This is a genomic window from Pseudomonas sp. NPDC087639 (genome assembly GCF_044743385.1).
Lineage (GTDB): Bacteria > Pseudomonadota > Gammaproteobacteria > Pseudomonadales > Pseudomonadaceae > Aquipseudomonas.
This window is the reverse complement of sequence record NZ_JBIUWI010000010.1, coordinates 85750-99845: the sequence shown is the minus strand read 5'-3', so window position 1 is coordinate 99845 and position 14096 is coordinate 85750. Positions and strand designations below refer to the sequence as shown.

Below are 14096 nucleotides of genomic sequence, written 5' to 3'. Positions count from 1 at the left end.
GGAGCCCATCGCACCGGACAGCACCACCTCCCTGCCCCCCTGCACCATCGGGTGTTCCCAGGTGATGAACGGCATGCCTTCGCGCGACAGCGCCTGGTTGCGGTCGTAAGTGATGGTCACGCCTTCGTCATCGCCCAGCGGGAAGCTGGCGTCGAGCATTTTTTCGCTCGGCTTGAGGATCAGGGCGTTTTCCGAATGGTCTTCGCTGTCGATGCCAAACGCGTCGAACAGGGTTTCCATGTAGATCGGCAGGGCGAACTGATCGTCTTGCTCAAGGATGTCCTCGACCAGTTGATCGCCTTCACCCGAGCCGCCGGAGTTGAGTTCCAGCAGACGGTCGCGACCGGTGTGCAGCTCTTCTTCCAGACGCTCGCGCTCGGTGCGCGCTTCGTCGATCAGCGCTTGCCACTCGCTGTCGTCGGCTTCTTCAAGCAGCGGCAGCAGGCGCGGGCCGAACTGATGCTGCAAGGCGTTGCCGGTCGGGCAAGTGTTGAGGAAGGCGTTAAGCGCTTCGTGGTACCACTGGAACAGACGCTCTTGCGGGCTGGTTTCCAGGTATGGCACGTGCAGTTCGATGATGTGTTTCTGGCCGATCCGGTCGAGACGACCGATACGCTGCTCAAGCAGGTCCGGGTGCGACGGCAGATCGAACAGTACCAAGTGATGCGCGAACTGGAAGTTGCGACCTTCACTGCCGATTTCCGAGCAGATCAGTACTTGCGCGCCAAACTCTTCGTCGGCGAAGTAGGCGGCGGCGCGGTCACGCTCAAGGATGTTCATGCCTTCGTGGAACACCGTGGCCGGGATGCCGGAGCGCACGCGCAGGGCGTCTTCCAGGGCCAGCGCGGCTTCCGCGGGGGCGCAGATCACCAGCACTTTGGTGCGTTTGAGCATTTTCAGCTGATCGATCAGCCACTCGACGCGCGGATCGAATTTCCACCAGCGCTCTTCTTCGCTGGCGTCCGGCTGGGCCTGGAAGCTGACTTCCGGGTACAGCTCGGCATGGTCGCCCAGCGGCAGTTCCAGATATTCGTCCGGGCATGGCAGCGGGTACGGATGCAGTTTGCGTTCCGGGAAACCCTGCACAGCGGCGCGGGTGTTACGGAACAGCACGCGGCCGGTACCGTGGCGGTCGAGCAGTTCACGCACGAGACGGGCGCTGGCTTCGGTGTCGCCATCGTTGACCGCGGTCAACAGGGCTTCGCCTTCGTTGCCGAGGAAACCGTGAATGGTCTTGTGTGCTTCAGGCGACAGGCGCCCTTTGTCCAGCAGCTCCTGAACGGCTTCGGCCACCGGGCGATAGTTTTCGCTCTCGGCGCGGAACGCGGCCAGGTCATGGAAACGGTTTGGATCGAGCAGGCGCAGACGGGCGAAGTGGCTGTCCTGACCAAGTTGTTCCGGGGTGGCGGTGAGCAGCAGCACGCCCGGAATCACTTCGGCCAGTTGTTCGACCAGCGAATACTCGGGGCTGGCCTTTTCTTCGTGCCAGACCAAGTGGTGCGCTTCGTCGACCACCATCAAGTCCCAGCCAGCGGCGAACAATGCGTCTTGGGCCTTTTCGTCGTCGACCAGCCATTCCAGCGCAACCAGCGCGAGTTGAGTGTCTTCGAACGGGTTGGCGGCATCGCTTTCGATGAAGCGTTCTTCGTCGAACAGCGCGACCTGCAGATTGAAGCGGCGGCGCATTTCCACCAGCCACTGGTGCTGGAGGTTTTCCGGCACCAGGATCAGCACGCGATTGGCGCGGCCCGAGAGTAGTTGGCGATGGATGACCAGACCGGCTTCGATGGTTTTACCCAGACCCACTTCGTCCGCCAGCAAAACCCGCGGCGCGATACGGTCAGCGACTTCACGGGCAATGTGCAACTGGTGCGCAATCGGCTGTGCGCGAACGCCACCCAGGCCCCAGAGCGAAGATTGCAACTGGCGGCTGGTGTGTTCGAGGGTGTTGTAGCGCAGGGAGAACCACGCCAGCGGGTCGATCTGACCGGCGAACAGACGGTCGCTGGCCAGACGGAACTGAATGAAGTTCGACAGCTGGGTTTCCGGCAGGGTGACGGCTTCGTTCTGCCCGTTGAGACCGTGATAGACCATCAGCCCGTCGACATCGTCGACTTGCTGCACGGTCATCTTCCAGCCTTCGAAGTGGGTAATGCTGTCACCCGGCGAGAACCGCACGCGGGTCAGGGGCGCATTCCGTAGCGCGTACTGGCGGGTTTCGCCAGTGGCCGGGTAAAGCACGGTCAACAAGCGGCCGTCCTGTGCCAGAACGGTGCCTAAACCAAGCTCTGCTTCGCTGTCACTGATCCAGCGTTGCCCCGGTTGATACTGCTGCGCCATGCTGCCTGACTCCCACCTTGAAAAAGCGGGCTATCTTAACGGAATGAGGCCCCGAGGCCAAAGGATTAGGAGCCGTGGCCGGCTTTTAACTGCAAAGGGAAGATTAGGTCATGCGTCGGATTTGCGCGGGAGCAGGGCACCAGTGAGTGCTAACCCGGTCACAAGTTTGCGACCGGCGGCTCAAGCCGTCCACGTCCAAGCCGATAGCCTGCTCACAGGAGACCCTTTATATGCTGCCACCGATGCTCCCCCTGAGCGCCGTGCCGATCACTTCCCAGCAGGATCCGATCCGCCAGCGGCCGGACATTCCTCCGGTGGTACCGGTGCAGGAAAGCTCCAACGAAAGCACGATCGATCTGCAAAAACGCGATCCTGAAGAGGACGGGCTGCTGCTGCGCGAAGAACAGCGTCGCCAGCAGGAGCGTGATCGTCGGCGCCGCGAAGCCGATGAAGACCCTGAGGAACACCTCGCCGTGCCGGGTACGGCACTCAATGCAGACAACACGGTGCCGGTGGTGCCGCTGATGGAAGATCAGCCGCGTCAGGGCTTGTGGGTCGATATCGAGATTTGAGGTGTGCCGACTGGTCAGCGCAGGCGCCAGGCTGCATTATTGGCGCAGTCCTGCCCATGTTGTGGCAGTTGTGATTTCCTCAAGTGATGCACCGAACGCCATGAGCCAAGACGACAAACTGATCGACCTCAGTACCGAACGCGCCAAGCGTGTGCATGACCTCAACGAGAAGCGTCTGAACGAAGTGCGCAATGCCTTCGAACAGGCCATGCCGTTGGGAAAAGCCAAGAAAAAGTCGAAAAACAAACCGAAAAAGCGTTGATCTCCTCCTGCATCCTTTGATGCAGGTCAGTTATTTTCCCGCCTTTGCTTGCTGTGTTGACCGGACTTGATCCTGGTCAATTTCTGCGCCTGCGTGATTGGTTAACTTAGCTCCATCGCAGCAGAGCAGGGGCCAGGAGGCCACAGTCATGTTTTTCGATAACGTGGTGTTTGCCGGGGTTCTGACGGTTGGGCTCATGGTTCTGTTTTTTGCAGGGTTTGGATTTTTTATCTGGAAGGATGCGAATAAGCGCAAGAAGTAGTTCTTCTGGATTGATGGGCACGCAAGGCATTTTGGGCGACTTCGGTTGCCCTTTTTTTTGCCTTTCGGTTTGTGTGTATATCCGTTTTTTGGGTGATGGCGTCTTGTGGTTCCGCCCTTACGGCGGGTCACTTTTTCCAGACGCCCGGAGTGCCGGCCCAGAAAAAAGTAACCAAAAAGGCTTTACCCTGACGTTCGGCCCCTCGCTGAGGCTCGGGGTTCCTTCGCTCCGGAATTGATCCGGGGGCATCGCTTCCGGTTTGCTTCGCTGCACCTCCTTTCGATGTGTTTGGCTTCGCCAAACGGTCGCTGCGCTCCCACCCCCGGATCAATCCCTCCACTCAGCCTACCGACGGGCTCTGAGATCAAAAGCGGTACTCGAGCTAACGCTCATTGTGTTGAGTGGTGCGGCTTTGCCGCTTGGGTTGTACGCAGTTAAAACTGTAGGAGCCAGCCTGACAGCCGACCAAGCTCTGGTGGGTGTACTCATTCCTTGTGAGCTTCCGAAGCTGCGATTTTTTGATCTGTTTTGGCTTTGGCTTTGGCTTTGGCTCTTGATGTTGCTTTTGCTCTTTTGCCCCCATCGGCAGGCCGAGCGAAGGTGTTCATCAGGGGGGAGGCGCGCAGCGCCGTGCGGCGAAGCCGCATCCATCGAAAGGAGGTGCAGCGAAGCAAACCGGAAGCGATGCCCCCGGATGGACACCGTAGCGAGGGAACACTGAGCCTTAGCGAAGTGCCGTACGCCGGGGGCAAAGCCTTTTGCTTACTTTTCGGCGTTTGGAAAAGTGAGTCGCTGTAAGAGCGAAACCGCCAGCAGCAACACCCGCAGCAACGGATATGCCCCCAATCCCAATCCCAATCCCAAACCCAAACCCAAAATCCAAAAAAAAAAAGGCGCGATCCTCTCGAATCGCGCCTTTATCATTTACCGCTATCTATCAGCTACCCAGCGCCTTCGACGCCAGCCAGAACAACCCGGCCGACAGTGCCACGGTCGCCGGCAGGGTCAGTACCCAGGCCAGCAGGATGGTTTTCACCGTGCCGCCTTGCAGGCCGCTTTTGTTGGCGACCATGGTGCCGGCCACGCCCGAGGAGAGGACGTGGGTGGTGGACACCGGCAGGCTGAAGATGTTGGCCATGCCGATCAGGGTGGCGGTGGTGATCTGCGCCGACATGCCCTGGGAGTAGGTCATGCCTTGCTTGCCGATCTTCTCGCCGATGGTCAGTACCACGCGTTTCCAGCCAACCATGGTGCCCAGGCCCAAGGCCAGTGCAACCGCCAGAATCACCCAGAACGGCGCGTATTCGGTGGTGGTGGTCAGGTCTTTGCGCAGCTTGTCCAGGTCAGCCTTTTCACGGGGTTCCAGGCCAGGCAACTTGCCGACTTTCTTCGCGGTGTCGTCTAGGCACAGCAGGTAGCGACGCACTTCAATGCGGCTTTCCGACGACAGCGAATGGTAGTCCGCTACACCTTTGAGGGTGTGGAGCAGGGCGGAGATGGTCGGTTCAGTCTGTTGCGGGTTGCAGCGGAATTTCTCCGGCAGATCGCCTTCTACGCTCTTGCCCAGGGCCAGGAACTCACCGAGGGAGTCGGCGTTGCGCTGGTAGAACTGGCTCAGATGCAGGGTCGCATCGCGGGTACGTTCGATCTGGTAGGTCGTGCTGTTCAGGTCGAGTACGAACTGCGCAGGGACGATACCGATCAGCACCAGCATGATCAGGCCGATACCTTTCTGACCATCGTTGGAGCCGTGCACGAAGCTGACGGCCATGGCCGAGATCACCAAGACGAGGCGGTTCCAGAACGGCGGGTGCTTCTTGTCGTCGATCTTGCGGCGCTGTTCCGGCGTCTTGTGCATCTTCGACAGCGGCCGCCACCATTTCAGGCCGATCAGTATCAGTGCGGCGATCAGGAAACCAGCCATCGGCGAGAACACCAGCGAGGCGCCGATGTCGATCGCTTTCTGCCAGTTCACGCCGTCGGCCAACGGTATGTCGTTGATCAGGGCGTTGGCCAGGCCAACACCGAGGATCGAGCCGATCAGGGTATGGGAACTGGACGCCGGGATACCGAAGTACCAGGTGCCAAGGTTCCAGGCGATTGCCGCGGCGAGCAACGAGAACACCATCGCCAGGCCATGGCCGGTGTTCACATTGATCAGCAGCTCAACCGGCAGCAAGTGGACAATGGCATACGCCACGCCAACGCCACCCAGCAGCACGCCGAGGAAATTGAACACACCGGAGAAGAACACCGCCAGGTGAGGCGGCATGGCTTTGGTGTAGATAACAGTGGCTACCGCGTTAGCGGTGTCATGAAATCCATTGATGAACTCGAAGGCGAGGACAAACGTCAGGGCGAGCAAGAGGCTCACAAGCACCCAAGCATCCAGTCCGCTGAATAAATCGATCATGAAGGTTTTCTGACCCGGTCGTAAGGGGGCGCGATTATGCCAGAAAAGTCTCGAAATCGATGCCCTCCCTGCTCATCGGTAACATTCTTCTTCGATTTAATTTGTTGCAGCGCGTTAAAACCCAGTGTCACGCAGGGTTTTTCAACCTGTTGATTTTCAATGGAAAAGTATTCGGAAGCGCACCTTTTTCCGTGGAGATCGCGGGCTCAAACGCTTGTCTGAAATATCTTTGAAACCTTTATGTAGCTCCCCATTAGCGTTCATGACGGGGAGATAGCCGCTGCCCGCGGGTAGCGGGCGCGCATGGCATCGTCGATACACCGCGTTTGTAACGGTGCGCACGGCTGCCTTGGAAATGATCAAAACCCGTGGCTCATGGCTCTTCGGCTTTGAGTTCCTTTTCGATCTTTTCAATTTCTTGCTTGAAGACCTGATCCTGAACGGTGGGGCGTTTACGCCATGCCTTGCGTTCCGGTTCTGGCTGAGCGGCGTAGGTGGTGACTTCCCCGCCGTAAACTTCCTTGTAACGTTGTTCCTGGCGCTCAAGTTCCGCGCGCAGTTCGTCTTTCGTCACAGTGCTACCTGTTTGAGTTGAGTTAAATGTCTGGTGAAACGCACGGCAACAAATCGATTGAGCGGGTCCGTCGAGTGCCAATACCTGAACAGGCATTGATGTAATCGGCAGGGCGATCAAGACTTCCATGTTGCAGGCGGGCTACGGCACCAGATTAAAACTGACGTAGCATCAGCTTCCTGTTTCAGCGAGCGCTGGCGTTGCATGAGTCATTCGCGTCAGGCGCTGGCCGGGCTGTCGGCGATGGACATCGCGTCAGCGGGTGGCGACCACGGCAAGTAAAGAACGGTGGTCCCACTGAGGTGCATTATAGCGGTCGATTCGGGAATGACTATCTTTGCCAAGTTAAAAAAGGTTCTGGATGTGTGATCGTTATGTTACTGACAACTTTTATCGGTAGTTGCCTCACGGGCAAACCGTTATTTGCCAAGCGATCTGTTTTTGGCGCCATTAAGTCGAACAACTAAAAACGCTGATTCAGTGTGCGTTCAAAGTTGCGCAAACCGCTCACGCGGCCGAACGTGCGCTGTGTGCTCGATTGCGATTATCGGTCGACGGTTCGATAATCGCCCAATGTTGTTGGCCTAGCCCTTGTGCATCTCCCTGTGAGCCGATTGTATAGCCCGTGATCCGAGCCGGATAAAGGACCTGAAATGAACGACCAAATGCGCAACTCCTTCACTTCCGTGGCGCCGCCGATCGTCGCTTCGCCGGCCAAACGGATCCAGGCGCTGACAGGCGATCCGGATTTCATGACCTCGCTGGCCCGTGGCCTGGCGGTGGTGCAGGCATTTCAGGAGCGCAAAAGGCATTTGACCATCGCCCAGATCAGCCACCGTACGGAAATTCCCCGCGCTGCGGTGCGCCGGTGCCTGCACACCTTGATCAAACTCGGCTACGCCACCACCGATGGCCGCACGTATTCGCTGCTGCCGAAAGTGCTGACCCTTGGCCATGCCTATTTATCCTCGACGCCGTTGGCCGTTTCCGCGCAGCCCTACCTCGACCGCATGAGTGAGCAACTGCACGAAGCTTGCAACATGGCCACGCTTGAGGGCGACGACATTCTCTATATCGCCCGATCGGCGACGACTCAGCGACTGATCTCCGTGGATCTCTCGGTGGGCGGACGTTTGCCTGCCTATTGCACGTCGATGGGGCGGATTCTGCTGGCCGCGCTGGACGACACGACGCTACGCGAATACCTCGATCACGCCGAACTGGTCGCCAAGACCAGCCGCACGATTCACACCCCCGACGCACTGCTCGAATGCCTGCAAGAAGTGCGGCAGCAGGGTTGGTGCATTGTCGATCAGGAACTGGAGCAAGGCCTGCGCTCGATTGCCGTGCCGGTTTACGACGCCTCGGGGCAAGTGGTGGCCGCGCTCAACGTCAGCACCCACGCCGGCCGAGTCAGCCGCACCGAGCTGGAGCAGCGCTTTCTGCCGGGCCTGCTCAGTGCCAGCCGCGACCTCAGCGCGCAGTTGTTTGCCTGATGAAGCTGTTCGATAAACGCACAGTGTTGCGTTTATCGAATTGACGCTAAAACCCTCGGATCATTAATGTCGCGGCAGCGTCATCCGGCGCTGAGCGAAAGCGTCAGCCGGACTGCCGACTCCCATAATAATGACAAGAGGCAACTCCCCATGCGCACGTTCCCCGACTGTCGCCGCCCCAGTTCCTGTTGCCGGGTTCCCCGCAACGCCTGATTGCAACCTTCTATTCTTGTCACCGTGCCGCTCCTTGGCCGGTCGCCGTTCGACTGCGTTTTTTGCGTGGAATAAAAACAATGAACCAGCCTCAGTCCGCTGTAGGTAACTGCCTCGACGTGCAGTCCTTTATCAACGCCCAACCGATCTCGCGCTATCAGTGGCGGGTGGTGATCCTGTGTTTCCTGATTGTGTTTCTTGATGGCCTCGACACCGCAGCGATGGGCTTCATTGCCCCGGCGCTGTCGCAGGATTGGGGCATCGACCGCGCCAGCCTTGGCCCGGTGATGAGTGCCGCGCTGATCGGCATGGTCTTCGGCGCACTCGGTTCCGGGCCTCTGGCTGACCGCTTCGGGCGCAAAGTCGTACTGGTGGGCGCGGTTGTGCTGTTCGGCGCTTTCAGCCTGGCATCGGCGTACAGCACCAACGTCGAACAATTGCTGGTGCTGCGCTTTTTGACCGGCCTCGGTCTGGGCGCGGGGATGCCGAACGCGACGACGCTGCTGTCGGAATACACTCCGGAGCGCAAGAAGTCGCTTCTGGTGACTAGCATGTTCTGTGGTTTCAACCTTGGCATGGCCGGTGGCGGGTTCATTTCCGCCAAGTTGATCCCGGCGTTCGGCTGGCACAGCCTGTTGCTGATCGGCGGCATTTTGCCCTTGATCCTCGCCGTGGTGCTGCTGTTCTGGCTGCCGGAATCGGCGCGCTACCTTGTAGTCCGTAACCGTGGCACTGACAAAGTCCGCAAGACGCTGGCGCCGATTGATCCGGTGGTGGTCGCGCAGGCTTCGAGTTTCAGCGTCCCGGAACAGAAAACCGTCAAGGCGCGTAACGTGTTCGCAGTGATCTTTTCCGGCACCTACAGCGCCGGCACGCTGCTGCTGTGGCTGACGTACTTCATGGGCCTGGTGATTGTGTACCTGCTGACCAGTTGGCTGCCGACGCTGATGCGTGACAGCGGCGCGAGCATGGAGCAGGCCGCGTTTATCGGCGCATTGTTCCAGTTCGGCGGAGTATTGAGTGCGGTCGGTGTGGGATGGGCGATGGATCGCTTCAATCCGCACAAGGTCATCGGCATTTTCTATCTGCTGGCCGGGTTTTTTGCCTACGCGGTGGGGCAGAGTCTGGGCAACATCACATTGCTGGCGACCTTGGTGTTGGTGGCGGGGATGTGCGTGAACGGTGCGCAATCGGCGATGCCTTCGTTGGCGGCGCGGTTCTATCCGACGCAGGGCCGGGCAACCGGCGTCTCATGGATGCTGGGGATTGGCCGTTTCGGCGCGATTCTCGGCGCGTGGATGGGCGCGACGCTGCTGGGGTTGGGCTGGAATTTCGAGCAGGTGTTGACGGCGCTGGTGATTCCGGCAGCGTTGGCGACCACGGCGGTGGTGATCAAAGGCATGGTGAGTCATGCGGATGCGACTTGATATCGCGCTGTAGATTGAAAAGATCGCAGCCTGCGGCGGCTCCTGAATTGGAATACATACCCCTGTAGAGAGCTGCCGCAGGCTGCGATCTTTTGCAGACAACACACAAAGTTAGGCTGACAACAATCTGTTCGATAAACGAACACTGAGTCGATTATCGGATTGTTTGGCAAATTTCCCAGGCTTAATCTGCAGTGACTCCGGCGCTGAACCTCGCGCCTTTTTTATCACTGGCGATCCACTACAAAAACGGGAGCCCGCTCCATGGCTGAGATCCTTTCGCTGCACGACGCGGTGAAGCAATTCGTCAACGACGGCGACACCGTTGCGCTCGAAGGCTTCACTCACCTGATCCCTACGGCGGCGGGTCATGAGATCATTCGTCAGGGCAAGAAAGATCTGACCCTGGTGCGGATGACGCCTGACCTGATCTACGACCAACTGATCGGCGCCGGCTGTGCGCGCAAGCTGATCTTCTCTTGGGGTGGCAATCCGGGTGTGGGTTCGCTGCATCGTCTGCGCGATGCTGTCGAGAAACAATGGCCGCACCCGCTGGAAATCGAAGAACACAGCCACGCCGACCTGGCCAATGCCTACGTCGCCGGCGCTTCCGGCCTGCCGTTCGCTGTGCTGCGCGCCTACGCCGGCTCCGACCTGCCGAAGGTCAACCCGCTGATCAAATCCGTCACCTGCCCATTCACCGGTGAAGTGCTGGCGGCGGTGCCATCGGTGCGCCCGGACGTCACTGTGATCCACGCGCAGAAAGCCGACCGCCAAGGCAACGTGTTGCTGTGGGGCATTCTCGGCGTGCAGAAAGAAGCCGCACTGGCCGCCAAACGCTGCATCGTTACCGTCGAGGAAATCGTCGACAACCTCAACGCACCGATGAACGCCTGCGTGCTGCCGACCTGGGCCTTGAGCGCGGTCTGTCACGTCCCGGGTGGCGCGCATCCTTCCTACGCCCACGGTTACACCGAGCGTGACAATCGTTTCTATCAGGCGTGGGACCCGATTGCCCGCGACCGTGAGACGTTTACCGCGTGGATCAACGAATACATCCATGGCTGCGCTGATTTCAGCGAGTTCCAGGCCAAGTTGGCCGCTGCTTCGGAGGCCAAGTAATGACTTACACCACTAATGAAATGATGACCGTCGCCGCAGCCCGTCGCCTGAAGAACGGCTCGGTGTGCTTCGTTGGCATCGGCTTGCCGTCGAAAGCCGCCAACCTCGCGCGCCTGACTTCATCGCCGGACGTGGTGCTGATTTACGAATCCGGCCCGATTGGCGCCAAACCAAGCGTACTGCCGCTGTCCATCGGTGACGGCGAGTTGGCGGAAACCGCTGACACCGTCGTGCCGACCGGTGAGATTTTTCGCTATTGGTTGCAGGGCGGACGCATCGACGTCGGTTTTCTCGGCGCGGCGCAGGTCGACCGTTTCGGCAACATCAACACCACTGTGGTCGGCGATTACCATTCGCCGAAAGTGCGTCTGCCGGGAGCCGGCGGCGCGCCGGAGATTGCCGGCTCGGCGAAGAGTGTACTGATCATCCTTAAACAGTCGGCGCGCTCGTTTGTCGACAAGCTCGATTTCATCACCTCGGTCGGCCATGGTGAGGGCGGCGATTCGCGCAAGCGACTGGGCCTGCCGGGCGCCGGTCCGGTCGGCATCATCACCGACCTGTGCATCATGGAACCGGAGGAGGGCACTCACGAATTCGTGGTCACCGCACTGCACCCGGGCGTGACCCGCGAGCAAGTGGTTGCCGCTACCGGTTGGGCGATCCGCTTTGCCGACAATGTTGAACAAACCGCCGAGCCGACCCAGGTCGAGCTGACTGCGTTGCGTGATCTCGAAGCGCGCACCGCTGCGGCGCACGGTCAGGCACCGGGAGAAGCATGATGCGTGACGTTTATATCTGCGATGCGATTCGTACCCCCATCGGCCGTTTCGGCGGTGGTTTGTCCGCCGTTCGCGCCGACGATCTGGCCGCTGTGCCGATCAAGGCGCTGATGGAACGCAACCCGTCGGTGGACTGGAGTGCAATCGACGAGGTGTTCCTCGGCTGCGCCAACCAGGCTGGCGAAGACAACCGCAACGTCGCACGCATGGCGCTGCTGCTGGCAGGCCTGCCGGAAACCGTGCCCGGCGTGACCCTCAATCGCCTCTGCGCTTCGGGCATGGATGCGATCGGCACGGCGTTTCGCGCCATCGCCAGCGGCGAGATGGAGCTGGCGATTGCCGGCGGCGTCGAGTCGATGTCCCGCGCACCGTTCGTGATGGGCAAGGCTGATGCAGCGTTCTCACGCAATATGAAACTGGAAGACACCACCATCGGCTGGCGCTTCATCAACCCTTTGATGAAAGCGCAGTACGGCGTCGACGCGATGCCGCAGACCGCGGACAACGTCGCTGACGATTACGAAGTTTCCCGTGAGGATCAGGACGCTTTCGCCCTGCGCAGTCAGCAACGGACAGCCGCCGCGCAGGCCGCCGGCTACTTCGCTGAAGAAATCGTCGAAGTACGGATCGCCCACAAGAAGGGCGAAACGGTGGTCAGCCAAGATGAACACCCGCGCGCAGACACAACGATCGAAGCGCTGACCAAACTGAAACCGGTCAACGGCCCGGACAAGACTGTCACCGCCGGCAATGCCTCGGGCGTGAACGACGGCGCCGCCGCGCTGATTCTGGCCTCGGCCGAAGCGGTGAAAAAACACGGTTTGACCGCCCGCGCCAAAGTGCTGGGCATGGCCAGTGCCGGTGTCGCGCCACGGGTAATGGGCATCGGCCCGGTGCCAGCGGTGCGTAAACTGATCGAGCGTCTAGGTGTGGCGGTCAGCGATTTCGATGTGATCGAACTCAACGAAGCGTTTGCCAGCCAGGGTTTGGCGGTGCTGCGTGAACTCGGCTTGGCGGACGACGCCGCGCAGGTCAACCCGAATGGCGGCGCGATTGCCTTGGGTCACCCGTTGGGCATGAGCGGCGCGCGCCTGGTGCTGACGGCGCTGCATCAGCTGGAAAAGACCGGTGGCAAGAAAGGTCTGGCGACTATGTGCGTCGGTGTCGGCCAAGGACTTGCCTTGGCCATCGAACGCGTCTGACGCAAGCCGTGACGAATAAGAACAGAGGAAAGCGAAATGACTGACAAGCCTGGCTACCGTCGTCCGCAGGAAGGCACCCAGCCTGAGTACCTGCACCCGACGTATCAATCCACCAATTTGCGCTCGCCCTCCAAGCCGTTGGTGTTTCTGCCCCACTCGCTGTCGGAAATCACTGGCCCGACCATCGGCGCCGAGCGTGTGGCCGAAAAGGACAACGACCTGACCGCCCAGCATGACGGCGAACCACAGGGCGAGCGGATCATCATCCACGGCCGTGTGCTCGACGAAAACGGCTTGCCGGTGCCGGGGATTCTCGTAGAAATCTGGCAGGCCAACGCCGCCGGCCGCTACAACCACCCACGCGACCTGCACGATGCGCCGCTGGACCCGAACTTCACCGGCACCGGTCGCACCGTGACCGACGCCGATGGCTGGTATCAGTTCCAGACCATCAAGCCCGGCGCCTATCCGTGGGGTAACCACCACAACGCCTGGCGCCCGGCGCACATCCATTTCTCGTTGTTCGGGCCGAGCATACTGACCCGCTTGGTGACGCAGATGTATTTCCCCGGCGACCCGTTGCTGGCCTACGACCCGATCTACAACTGCGTACCGGATACGTCCGCCAAGGAACGCCTGATCGCTGCTTTCGATCTGGAAAAAACCATTCCGTCCTACGCCCTCGGTTACCGTTGGGACATCGTGTTGCGCGGCCGTGATGCCACGCCGATGGAGAAATAAGATGACCCTGAATGCGACCACGTCCCACACCGTCGGGCCTTACTACCACATCGGTCTGACCTGGCTGAACCGTGAAAACCTCGCCAATGAACTGACCCTCGGCGAGCGTGTGGCGATCACCGGACAAGTCGTCGATGGCAACGGCGATGTGGTTAATGACGCCATGCTTGAAGTCTGGCAAGCCAACGCCGCCGGCAAATACGACCATCCGGAAGACGAGCAGGACAAACCGTTGGACCCGCACTTCGAAGGTTTTGGTCGGGTGCCGGTGGATGCCGAAGGGCGTTTCCGTTTCACCACGATCAAGCCAGGCACGGTCGAGGGTTTGAAGGGCTCGACCCAGGCGCCGCATCTGGTGGTGTTGGTGTTTGCTCGCGGGTTGGTGAAGCACTTGTTGACGCGGATCTATTTTGACGGCGAGCCGGCGAACGTGAATGACCCGCTGCTGGAATGTGTGCCGGCCGAGCGCCGCACGACGTTGCTGGCAAAGCCCGATGCGTCGGGGGTTTATCAGTGGAACGTGATTTTGCAGGGCACTGACGCCGAGACGGTGTTCTTCGATTATTGAAAGAACACCGCTATTCCAGTGGAGTGAGTTTTGTGGTGAGGGGATTTATCCCCGACCGAGTGCGCAGCACTCGCAAAACCCCAGAGCGCGGTAAATCTATTGCACCGTGATCGCCGGTCTTGGGG

The 14096-nt window shown here is 59.9% G+C and carries 13 protein-coding genes; 10 read left to right on the top strand and 3 right to left on the bottom strand.

Going from position 1 to position 14096, the window contains the following annotated elements; translation table 11 throughout:
• Positions 1-2340 (bottom strand): RNA polymerase-associated protein RapA (rapA, locus tag ACIOVB_RS07175; protein WP_401266179.1); only part of this gene is annotated, 2340 nt, incomplete at its 3' end.
• A 230-nt stretch (positions 2341-2570) separates the two neighbouring features.
• Here rapA and ACIOVB_RS07170 point away from each other — a divergent pair.
• The 3 genes from ACIOVB_RS07170 (at position 2571) to ccoM (ending at position 3436) form a co-directional block, all read left to right on the top strand.
• Positions 2571-2912 (top strand): aspartate-semialdehyde dehydrogenase, encoded by a 342-nt coding sequence (locus ACIOVB_RS07170; protein ID WP_187679437.1) that lies wholly within the window; start codon positions 2571-2573, stop codon positions 2910-2912.
• A 100-nt stretch (positions 2913-3012) separates the two neighbouring features.
• Positions 3013-3174, top strand: coding sequence for a hypothetical protein (locus tag ACIOVB_RS07165; RefSeq protein ID WP_187679436.1), 162 nt, complete (start codon positions 3013-3015; stop codon positions 3172-3174).
• A gap of 148 nt (positions 3175-3322) precedes the next feature.
• Positions 3323-3436, top strand: a complete 114-nt coding sequence (gene ccoM / locus ACIOVB_RS07160; RefSeq protein WP_003222396.1) for a cytochrome c oxidase subunit CcoM — start codon at positions 3323-3325, stop codon at positions 3434-3436.
• A gap of 937 nt (positions 3437-4373) precedes the next feature.
• Here ccoM and ACIOVB_RS07155 read toward each other — a convergent pair.
• The gene (locus ACIOVB_RS07155) at positions 4374-5849 is read right to left on the bottom strand and encodes an inorganic phosphate transporter (protein ID WP_187679435.1); all 1476 of its coding nucleotides are present in this window, start codon (positions 5847-5849) and stop codon (positions 4374-4376) included.
• A 373-nt stretch (positions 5850-6222) separates the two neighbouring features.
• Positions 6223-6423: a hypothetical protein gene (locus ACIOVB_RS07150; RefSeq protein WP_008080067.1), complete on the bottom strand. Its 201-nt coding sequence runs from the start codon at positions 6421-6423 to the stop codon at positions 6223-6225.
• Between the two features lie 653 nt (positions 6424-7076).
• Here ACIOVB_RS07150 and pcaR point away from each other — a divergent pair.
• The 7 genes from pcaR (at position 7077) to pcaG (ending at position 13971) form a co-directional block, all read left to right on the top strand.
• The gene (pcaR, locus tag ACIOVB_RS07145; RefSeq protein ID WP_187679434.1) at positions 7077-7919 is read left to right on the top strand and encodes a pca regulon transcriptional regulator PcaR; all 843 of its coding nucleotides are present in this window, start codon (positions 7077-7079) and stop codon (positions 7917-7919) included.
• Positions 7920-8212: 293 nt separating this feature from the next.
• Entirely contained in the window at positions 8213-9559 is a 1347-nt protein-coding gene (locus tag ACIOVB_RS07140; protein WP_401266176.1) for an MFS transporter, read from the top strand.
• 264 nt (positions 9560-9823) lie between these two features.
• Complete coding sequence (locus ACIOVB_RS07135; RefSeq protein WP_103307044.1) at positions 9824-10681, top strand: CoA transferase subunit A; 858 nt, start codon at positions 9824-9826, stop codon at positions 10679-10681.
• On the top strand, positions 10681-11460 hold the full coding sequence (locus ACIOVB_RS07130) for a CoA-transferase subunit beta (RefSeq protein ID WP_401266174.1): 780 nt from the start codon (positions 10681-10683) through the stop codon (positions 11458-11460). Before ACIOVB_RS07135 ends, ACIOVB_RS07130 begins: the two co-directional genes overlap by 1 nt.
• Positions 11457-12662 (top strand): 3-oxoadipyl-CoA thiolase, encoded by a 1206-nt coding sequence (gene pcaF / locus ACIOVB_RS07125; RefSeq protein ID WP_187679431.1) that lies wholly within the window; start codon positions 11457-11459, stop codon positions 12660-12662. Before ACIOVB_RS07130 ends, pcaF begins: the two co-directional genes overlap by 4 nt.
• A 36-nt stretch (positions 12663-12698) precedes the next feature.
• Positions 12699-13403, top strand: a complete 705-nt coding sequence (gene pcaH, locus ACIOVB_RS07120) for a protocatechuate 3,4-dioxygenase subunit beta (protein WP_187679430.1) — start codon at positions 12699-12701, stop codon at positions 13401-13403.
• Between the two features lies 1 nt (position 13404).
• Positions 13405-13971, top strand: a complete 567-nt coding sequence (gene pcaG / locus ACIOVB_RS07115) for a protocatechuate 3,4-dioxygenase subunit alpha (protein WP_401266172.1) — start codon at positions 13405-13407, stop codon at positions 13969-13971.
• The last annotated feature ends 125 nt before the right edge of the window (positions 13972-14096 follow it).